The 7,369-nt window shown below is 61.2% G+C and carries 8 protein-coding genes; 2 read left to right on the top strand and 6 right to left on the bottom strand.

All coding sequences use genetic code 11. The features are described from left to right. From NKG99_RS35000 to NKG99_RS34985, 4 genes are all read right to left on the bottom strand, one after another. The coding region (locus tag NKG99_RS35000) for an SMI1/KNR4 family protein (protein ID WP_352874002.1) at nt 1-552 on the bottom strand (552 nt) is incomplete at its 3' end. Continuing rightward, entirely contained in the window at nt 553-990 is a 438-nt protein-coding gene (locus NKG99_RS34995; RefSeq protein WP_352874000.1) for a hypothetical protein, read from the bottom strand. 3 nt (nt 991-993) lie between these two features. Beyond that, a complete protein-coding gene (locus NKG99_RS34990; protein ID WP_352873999.1) occupies nt 994-1,389 on the bottom strand; it encodes a hypothetical protein in 396 nt (131 codons plus the stop codon). A gap of 8 nt (nt 1,390-1,397) precedes the next feature. After that, nucleotides 1,398-3,131 (bottom strand): hypothetical protein, encoded by a 1,734-nt coding sequence (locus NKG99_RS34985; protein ID WP_352873997.1) that lies wholly within the window; start codon nt 3,129-3,131, stop codon nt 1,398-1,400. 159 nt (nt 3,132-3,290) lie between these two features. Between NKG99_RS34985 and NKG99_RS34980 the strand changes: the two genes are divergently transcribed. Beyond that, on the top strand, nt 3,291-3,668 hold the full coding sequence (locus tag NKG99_RS34980) for a hypothetical protein (protein ID WP_352873996.1): 378 nt from the start codon (nt 3,291-3,293) through the stop codon (nt 3,666-3,668). A 236-nt stretch (nt 3,669-3,904) separates the two neighbouring features. On the opposite strand, the gene NKG99_RS34975 is transcribed toward NKG99_RS34980, so the two are convergent. Together NKG99_RS34975 and NKG99_RS34970 are read right to left on the bottom strand one after the other, a co-directional pair. Further along, nucleotides 3,905-4,225, bottom strand: a complete 321-nt coding sequence (locus NKG99_RS34975; RefSeq protein WP_352873994.1) for a Bbp19 family protein — start codon at nt 4,223-4,225, stop codon at nt 3,905-3,907. Further along, nucleotides 4,222-5,991: a portal protein gene (locus tag NKG99_RS34970; protein ID WP_352873992.1), complete on the bottom strand. Its 1,770-nt coding sequence runs from the start codon at nt 5,989-5,991 to the stop codon at nt 4,222-4,224. Before NKG99_RS34970 ends, NKG99_RS34975 begins: the two co-directional genes overlap by 4 nt. A gap of 94 nt (nt 5,992-6,085) precedes the next feature. Between NKG99_RS34970 and NKG99_RS34965 the strand changes: the two genes are divergently transcribed. Next, entirely contained in the window at nt 6,086-7,201 is a 1,116-nt protein-coding gene (locus tag NKG99_RS34965; RefSeq protein ID WP_352873991.1) for an acyltransferase family protein, read from the top strand. The last annotated feature ends 168 nt before the right edge of the window (nt 7,202-7,369 follow it).

Raw genomic sequence — 7,369 nt, 5'->3', positions numbered from 1 at the left:
TAGCGTCACTAACGGGCGCGCCGGAAGGCGTCGTCGCCATAGACGGCAAGACGGTCCGCCGCTCCAAGGGCTCCAGGAATGCCGATCCATACCTATGAATGGGATGCGCACGATTGGCATGGCCGCATCTTCAGTGTCGAAGCCATAGGCTTCACCTCCTCCATTCGATGCGAATAAGAGGATGCCTGGCGCATATTTTTCAACCTCATACTCTCGATTGAAGTCTACCAACTCTTCGGCTTTGAAAAAAATTATATAGCTATCGCCAATGAAGCCTTCACCTCCATTATGCTCCTTGAGGAAATTGGTGTAATCCTTTGGCAGCGCGACTCCCAGGCGTGAGGATAGGCCATCTACGACCGCGGAGTCAGCCGGCGCGTCGAGCTGTCCCTCCGTTAGACTATATCCCACTGTTATCCTCCCAGGTCCTTCAGCAACCGATTCCACCACGGCGTAGCCTGTTGTCGGTGAACTTCGCGAGGCAGTGCGAGCCGGGGCAGAATCGAGCTCGTCATCTCCGCTCCTGATTACCTGCGCCGTCACCAGGATCATTCAATCCATTTCCGGCTCGTCGAATGAACGAATCCCGGCTGACTCATTGCCGAGGCGCTCAAACACGTCCAGGGCACGTTCTGAAACAACAAGCTCGTGGTTCGGAGCCATCCCAAAGTCGTCATGTCCCCGCTGCCCATGGATCTTCATCCAGACGAAAGGTGGAAGTTTCGTCTCTGGCTGCAGCCGATGGAACAGCTCCGAGGCAGTCACCTCGACATCGGCAAACGTCACCCCCGAAACACCTATCTTCAACAATTCCCGCTGAGCTTCTTCGGTAACAAGATAGCAAGGAAAACTCCTTATCAGGACATCACCAATCCAAACATCGATCTCATAGTGCAGTTTGTGCACGATCGGCGGGTGAACGCGGTTGTCGAGAACCGTGTTTTTGCCAAAGTCGCCAGCAACAAATGGCTGTACATAGTAATAATCCATTGCTCACCTATATTTTCCGACAGGCGGGACGAAATGATGACCATACTTCTTATCCATCATTGTCCGATGATCAAGAACTTGCCGCTCTGTCGGATTCGGGTAATTTGCGTAGAATTCGTCATTTTCGGCTCTAAGGATAACAAGATGCAGAATATCATTAAATTTCTTAGGGATACCACGAAGATTTTCTGCCGAATTGAGCTTTTTCTCTGATAGAAAATTTAAAAACCTCTTGAGCAATTGCTGCTCAGCCTGATGATGGACTACCAAATCCTTGATATCCACGTCAGGGTTCGCCCGAGCATACTCTTTCCGGTAATTTTTTGTAGTCGCCTCGCCAAATTTTGCGACGGGGAGTTCTACGCGATCGGGATCTCTAGCAAATAGCTCGCGCGCCACTGCGGCGATCAGCTTGCGGTCCAGCTTTGACTTCCGAGGCGAACGGATCGTCTGGCGAGCACCTTGCGTGGGGCTAGGCGTCGTAGCGCCAGAGAGGGCGTCGGAGTCAGCGATAGAGGCTCCACCGCGGCATCATGCTTGGAGAAATCCGTCGGCTGCGGCTTCGGCGTTATGCCTGCCGCTTGCTCAGGACTTGTCTTCTCGACATGGCCGGGAGCAGCTTCGGGGATCGAGGCATTCGCCCCCTCTGAGTTTGTGAAGGACTTTCTGGTGATTGGGCCGTCCGCTCGCCCGGCGGCTCTAGCGCCCACCGCGCTCTCAACAGCTCGACCAGCCCCGGGCCACGGTATCGCCCAGCCCAATGCGTCACTTCCCTGACGCATCATCACCTTCTCGACATTGTCCGAAGGCTCGTAGTAGGCATCCTTGTAATCTGGAGGGCTGATCGTTCCTCCGGACATACCGTATGCAATCCAATCATTTGCGTTGGCTAGGGCGATCCCGGCATTCGCAGCTGTCTTGCCAAGCGCTTTGGCGTCCGCGCGAAGCACCTCGCCCATCGAAAGGCGCGGCTTGCCGCCGGGGAGAATCCCGCCCAGACCGGCATCATCCAACTCCCGGACCAGAGCTGCTCGCGCGACAGGGTTTTTCGTGCGCGCGAACAACTCGCTTGCCTTCGCGTAGTTGTCCATGAAGTACATACTTCCGCTGTCGCGGTCTTCGGCAAGCTTGCGGAGGATGGAGAACGGCACGGGCTGAAGATTTTCATCATCAATACCCAATGCTTTTTGCGAAGCGATCGACAAGGCCAGCGTTTTGTCGTAATTGTCTTGATCAAAAGCCTCTGGATCGGAAGGCCCAGTGCCAAACACAGCTTTCCAGCCCGCGGAGATGTCTGGAGACAATTCGCTGACGTAACCACCGGAATCGGCCCGTCTCCGCTCCAAGACCAGCTTTGCCGCTATGGCGGTCGCGTAACGGCGATCCTGGTCTTTTTGCTGACCGCTTGGCCCCGAATCGGAATCGCGGAGCGCGGCGTGGATTTCCTGGTTCGACATGGTCCCCATGTCGAAAATCCGCTTCCCGACATCGGCCTGCCATATCAAGCCTTGCCAGCGCCTGCCGCCCTCGTCGCGGCCATAGATGATCTTGTAGGCATCCTCGCCCGGCATCTTGCCGGAATAGGCGCCGGTGCGTGCGATCTCGTCTGGTGCCTCTGCCTCGGCGCGACCGATGGCGGCGCGAATCTCGACCTCCTGGGTGAGCTTGGCCACCTTTGCTTTTCGAACCAGCGCGGCCTGTTCCTGTTGCGGAAGGTCGTCCCGAAACGCCTGCGCCAGCATTTCTTCCGGCGTCTGTTTGCCAACGCGGTCACCTTTTCCCGCAGCCATCTTTGAGCTGCCAGAGGCGCCTGCGGTTTGCGCGACATCGCCGGAGACATCGCCGCCGGAAGCCGGCGTCCCGGCACCAAACATCTCAAGCGCGCGCTTCGGGTCCTTGGCGATCAACGCCTCGAACCGTGTCTTGGCGGCGGTACCGAACCAGTCCTTCACCTTCTGCTGCCTGATCCCCGGGTCGAGCCCCATCTTGTCGATCAGGTCGAGCCCTTCCTGGCGCGCTGCTTCGAAGGTGACGGGATCGTCGGGGTTGGCGTTGCCGATGGCGATGGCGCTGGTCTTGAGCGCCGTGTCGGCCTCGGTCTGCTCATAATCCTGCCGCCGCTGTAGCTGCCGCTGCGCCATGCGCCGCGCGCCAACCGCGCGCATCGCCTCCTTCTGCCTGGCGAAACCAGGGCGCTGGCTCTCGGGCATACCAGGCAGGGCATCGTCGAACAGCGTGTCGAACAGCCCAGTCTTGACCACTCGGCCGCTGCGTGGATCGACCTGGCCGTACATCGTCTCATGCAAGCCGGCGCCGTCGGCCGGCGCATTCGCCGTCACCTCGTCTTCCGCCTGCGCGATCCGGCCATTGAACCGGCGGCGCGCCAGCTCCGCGTCGAATGCCTCCTGCTGGTCTTTCATCTGCTGGTAGCGCGCGGCGATGGCCGAGAACTCGTCGCCAAGACCCTGCATGGCGCCGCCGATCGGCGATCCCTGCGGGTATTGCACCGCATTGCCGGTATCGAGCCGGCGCTGGGCAATGGAGAGGGGGATGATGCTGACCATTGGCTGTTTCCTGCCCAACTGGCTTTGAACAAAGGGCGCGCCGGCGAGCACGGCACGGCCGGGTCGCACGCTGGCTGTCCGCCTTCGCGGGTTTTGTCGGATCGACTTTTTTGAAAGAATCCTGGAGCAGCGGTGCTGCCCCGTGTGGGTCAATGGATCACTTCGGCAGCGCGACCGCGTCGCAGAGCCGCTGCGACCGTTACTAGCCCCTTCTCCCGTTCAACGGGCAGAAGGCCCCGGCAGGGAGTCCGAAGGACGGGCAGCGCTAGGTTCGACATGCTGGCGCCGCCCCTCACCTGCCTGCCGGCATCCTCTCCCCGTAAACGGGGCGAGGGACGCAGCTTCAGCGCCTACATCTCCGCCCGTGCCGCCTTCTCCAGCGCCACCAGCTGCGTGTCGTCCAGCGTCAGGAACCCCATGATATGCTGCACCACCTCGGCCCGCGCATTGCTGAGCGCGCTGTGCAGTTCGAAGCCGTTCGGCGTCCTGGTGCGCGCCATCCACTCGCCATAGGACGGCCGCCGGTAATAGCCCGTGGTCGCCGCGAGGTCGGCCAGCACCATCTCGCCGTCCTGGCCGGAAAACACACGGAGATAAGCCTTGGCCAGCGCGTCCCGCGCCTTGGCAGGACTGCCGGCCTGCCCTGCATGAGCGAAGCGTTTCCGGCTCATGCGCTGTTACCCGCCGGGCCGACGGGCTGCCCGTTTTGACCACCGCCGCCCAGCATGTCTTGCAGCCCATCAAGCAGGCCGCTGTCGCGTGCTTGCACGGCCGCCGGCACCGCATCCTTGGCGGCCTTGCCGGCGGTGGCGATCGCCGCCATGCCGGCCTGCGCCTGTTGGGTCTTGGCTCTCGCGCCGCGCAACTCGTCCACCTCCTCCTTGCGGCGGAAGATGCGCTGCGGGCTGCGGCCGGCGCTTTGCACGATCTTGATCGCCTCGTCGCTGTCGATGTTGTCCATGACGCCCGGATCGAACTGCGCCATCTGCATGGCCGTCGTCACCACCCGGATGGTGTCGCGCGCCTCGGCCGAGCGGCGCAGCACGTCGAGCGGGCCGGTGAAGGTCGGCCGCACCGCCTTGCCGGCCAGGCTTTCCGGCGGCAGGAAGCGGCTGTCCTCGTCGTACAGCCCCTTGTCTTCGAGAATGCCAAGCTCGCGGTCGAGATTGGTGGCGAAGCCGGCCTGGATGATCGAGCCGGACGGCCCGAGCAGCGCGCCCTTCTCTTCTTGCCTGATCAGCGCTTCGGTCGCCGTCATCTGCGGGTTCTGCACCAGCGTCTGGAACAGGTTGACGAACATCATGTCGCGAATCTCGTCGGCGCGGCTCTGCGCGTAATTGAAGGCATAGGTCGGGTTCTGCCCGGTCGAGATAGGCGCGATCAGCGGCCGGCCATTGTCGTCGATCAGGCCCGGATAATTCTCGCCTGGATTGAGAACCGGCACATAGTCGAGCCGGGCCTTCGAGGCGGTGGCCGGATCGGTGATCTGCTGCAGCGCGCGCAGGCCGGAGCGGCGCACCGCGTTTTCCTCGCGCACGGTCGTCAGTGCTTCTATGGTCGGCGAGATGCCATAGGGGTCGCCCTCGTAGCGGCGCCAGTTGAACGTCGACACCGGGAAGGTGCGAAAGCCGCTTTCCCGCACGATCTCCTCCTCGTCCTCAATGACGTGGTAGGAGGCAAACGCCGTGTCGAGATATTGGTACTGACCGCCCAGCCTGTACAACTTGCGCTCGTCGCGCGGCTGGATGCACTGGATCAGCGAGATCTTCGTCTCGCATTTGGCCGGATCGTCGACCAGCACTTTGATGCGCGCCGGCAGCTTTTCGTAGCCGAGCAGCTGTGCGGCCTGCCGCGCGGTGCGCTCGTAGCGGCGATGGAAAATATCGACCTGACCCCAGCGGTTGCGGCTGAGATAGCCCTCGACCACGGGGATCGAGGCGTAGCGGATCAGCGTGGCGCCGAACCCTTCCTCGGCATAGAGATAGGCCGGACCGTAGCGCACGACGTTGCGCAGGCAGGCTTGCGTGGCCGGCACGAAATTCGAATTGGCGGAGTAGCGCAGCGCAAACAGGAAATCGCGCAAACCTTCCGCCCATTCCTTCTCCTCGTCGGTCTCGTCGTCGTTCATGGCGGCAGTCGACAGCCCATGCCATTTTTCCGACTGCGGAATGATCAGGCTTTCGAGCCCCGCGGCAAGCCGGTTGGCGGCCGAGTTGATGGTGTTGGCATAGACGCGCGCACCGCGCCGCTCCTGCCGCTCTGCCTGCGAGTCCGGCCCAACGCCGCGGCGGCCGCTCCATATATCGGGCGCGTCGGGGTCGCAGAACTCCGCCACCTGCTCCCACACGGCCTCATACTGGCCGCGCTCGCTCTCGAGCTCGGACTGGCGGGAAAGGATATCGCGGGCGCGGCTGATCGAGCCTTCTGCAATGGCCATGTGGGGCTCCTGGATGTGGGTTGAGTGTGCGTCGCAAAACGTTCTTGTGCGTTGCAGCAATCCGTGCGTAGATGGGCAAAGTAACGGATACGGGATGACCAAAACGCCAGAATCAAGGGCGGAAACGGCCCACTTCGACGCTCTGCATGGCCTCCGGGGCATCGCTGCTGTTTTGGTGATGCTAGGCCACTTCACCGAATTCACGGGCCGGCGATATGATCTGGCGCCGTCCGGGTTCCTCGCCGTCGACCTGTTTTTTCTGTTGAGCGGCTTCGTGATCGCCCACGCCTACGACGACAAGTTCCGAAAGGGCATGTCATTTTGGGAGTTCGCGGAGATCCGTCTTCTCAGGCTCTACCCGCTATATTTTGCCGCGGTCGGCCTGGCTGTGATCGGCGTGGGTGCAATCATCGCAACGCGCGGGCTCAGTTCGTATTCGCGGCTGGATTTGCTCGCAAGTCTTGGGTTTTCCGTTCTTTTTTTACCCACGCCGCCGTCGCTCTCGACATTTCCCGACGTGCTTTTCCCGCTGAATGGCCCAGCGTGGTCGCTATTTTATGAACTCGTCGCCAACGCTGTTTTTGCCGCGCTGGCCGTAAGGCTGGCTGCTCGTTCACTTGCACTCATTGTCGGTGTTGCGTTCCTGGCCCTGGTGCTTCTGGCTTGGCAGGGTTTCGTCCTTGGGGGCGGCGCCCATTGGGACGACACGATCGCGGCTCCCGCCCGGATCGCGTTCTCATTCTTTCTCGGGGTCTTTCTCAACCGATATGCGACCGGGAAGAGTCGGGATGGCAATCTTTATATGCCGTTTCTCCTGACGCTGTGCGGCGTGCTCATGATCTTCAGACCCGTCGAACATGTGCAATTGTACAGTCTGGCGATAATAGTCCTGGTCTGGCCCTGGCTCGTTCTCGTGGCCTCCCGTTTGCGGCTATCCGGGTTTTGGCGCTGGGTTGCGCTCTTCTCCGGCAATATCTCCTACGCCATCTATGTTCTTCACACGCCGCTCATCCGCCTTTCGAACGCCGTGGTCGAATCTGTGACCGGGGCCTCGTGGAACGAGCACGGCTTGCCGTTCATTCTGGGAACATCCATCGTCATCATCGCGGTCTCGGCATTCGCGCATTATGTCTACGACAAGAACATCCGGACACTGCTGCGGCAGTGGCTTTCACTTTGGCGCGCACGAGAGGGCGTGACACAGTTTTAGCGGGATTTGGTTCGCCGCCGGTCGTGTCATGGCAGCGTGCCCATTTGGCCGACGCGCGATTGGCGATCGGCACGCACGATCATGCGCTGCGCTTGATGCTCTCCAGCGCCGGCGCGCCGCCCTTGCGGCCAAAGCGCCGGACGACGAATCGGCCCGCCTTCTGGCCGG

It is taken from the genome of Mesorhizobium sp. M1409 (assembly GCF_040317535.1).
In the GTDB taxonomy this organism is placed as follows: domain Bacteria; phylum Pseudomonadota; class Alphaproteobacteria; order Rhizobiales; family Rhizobiaceae; genus Mesorhizobium.
This window is presented reverse-complemented; position numbering and strand designations above follow the sequence as displayed.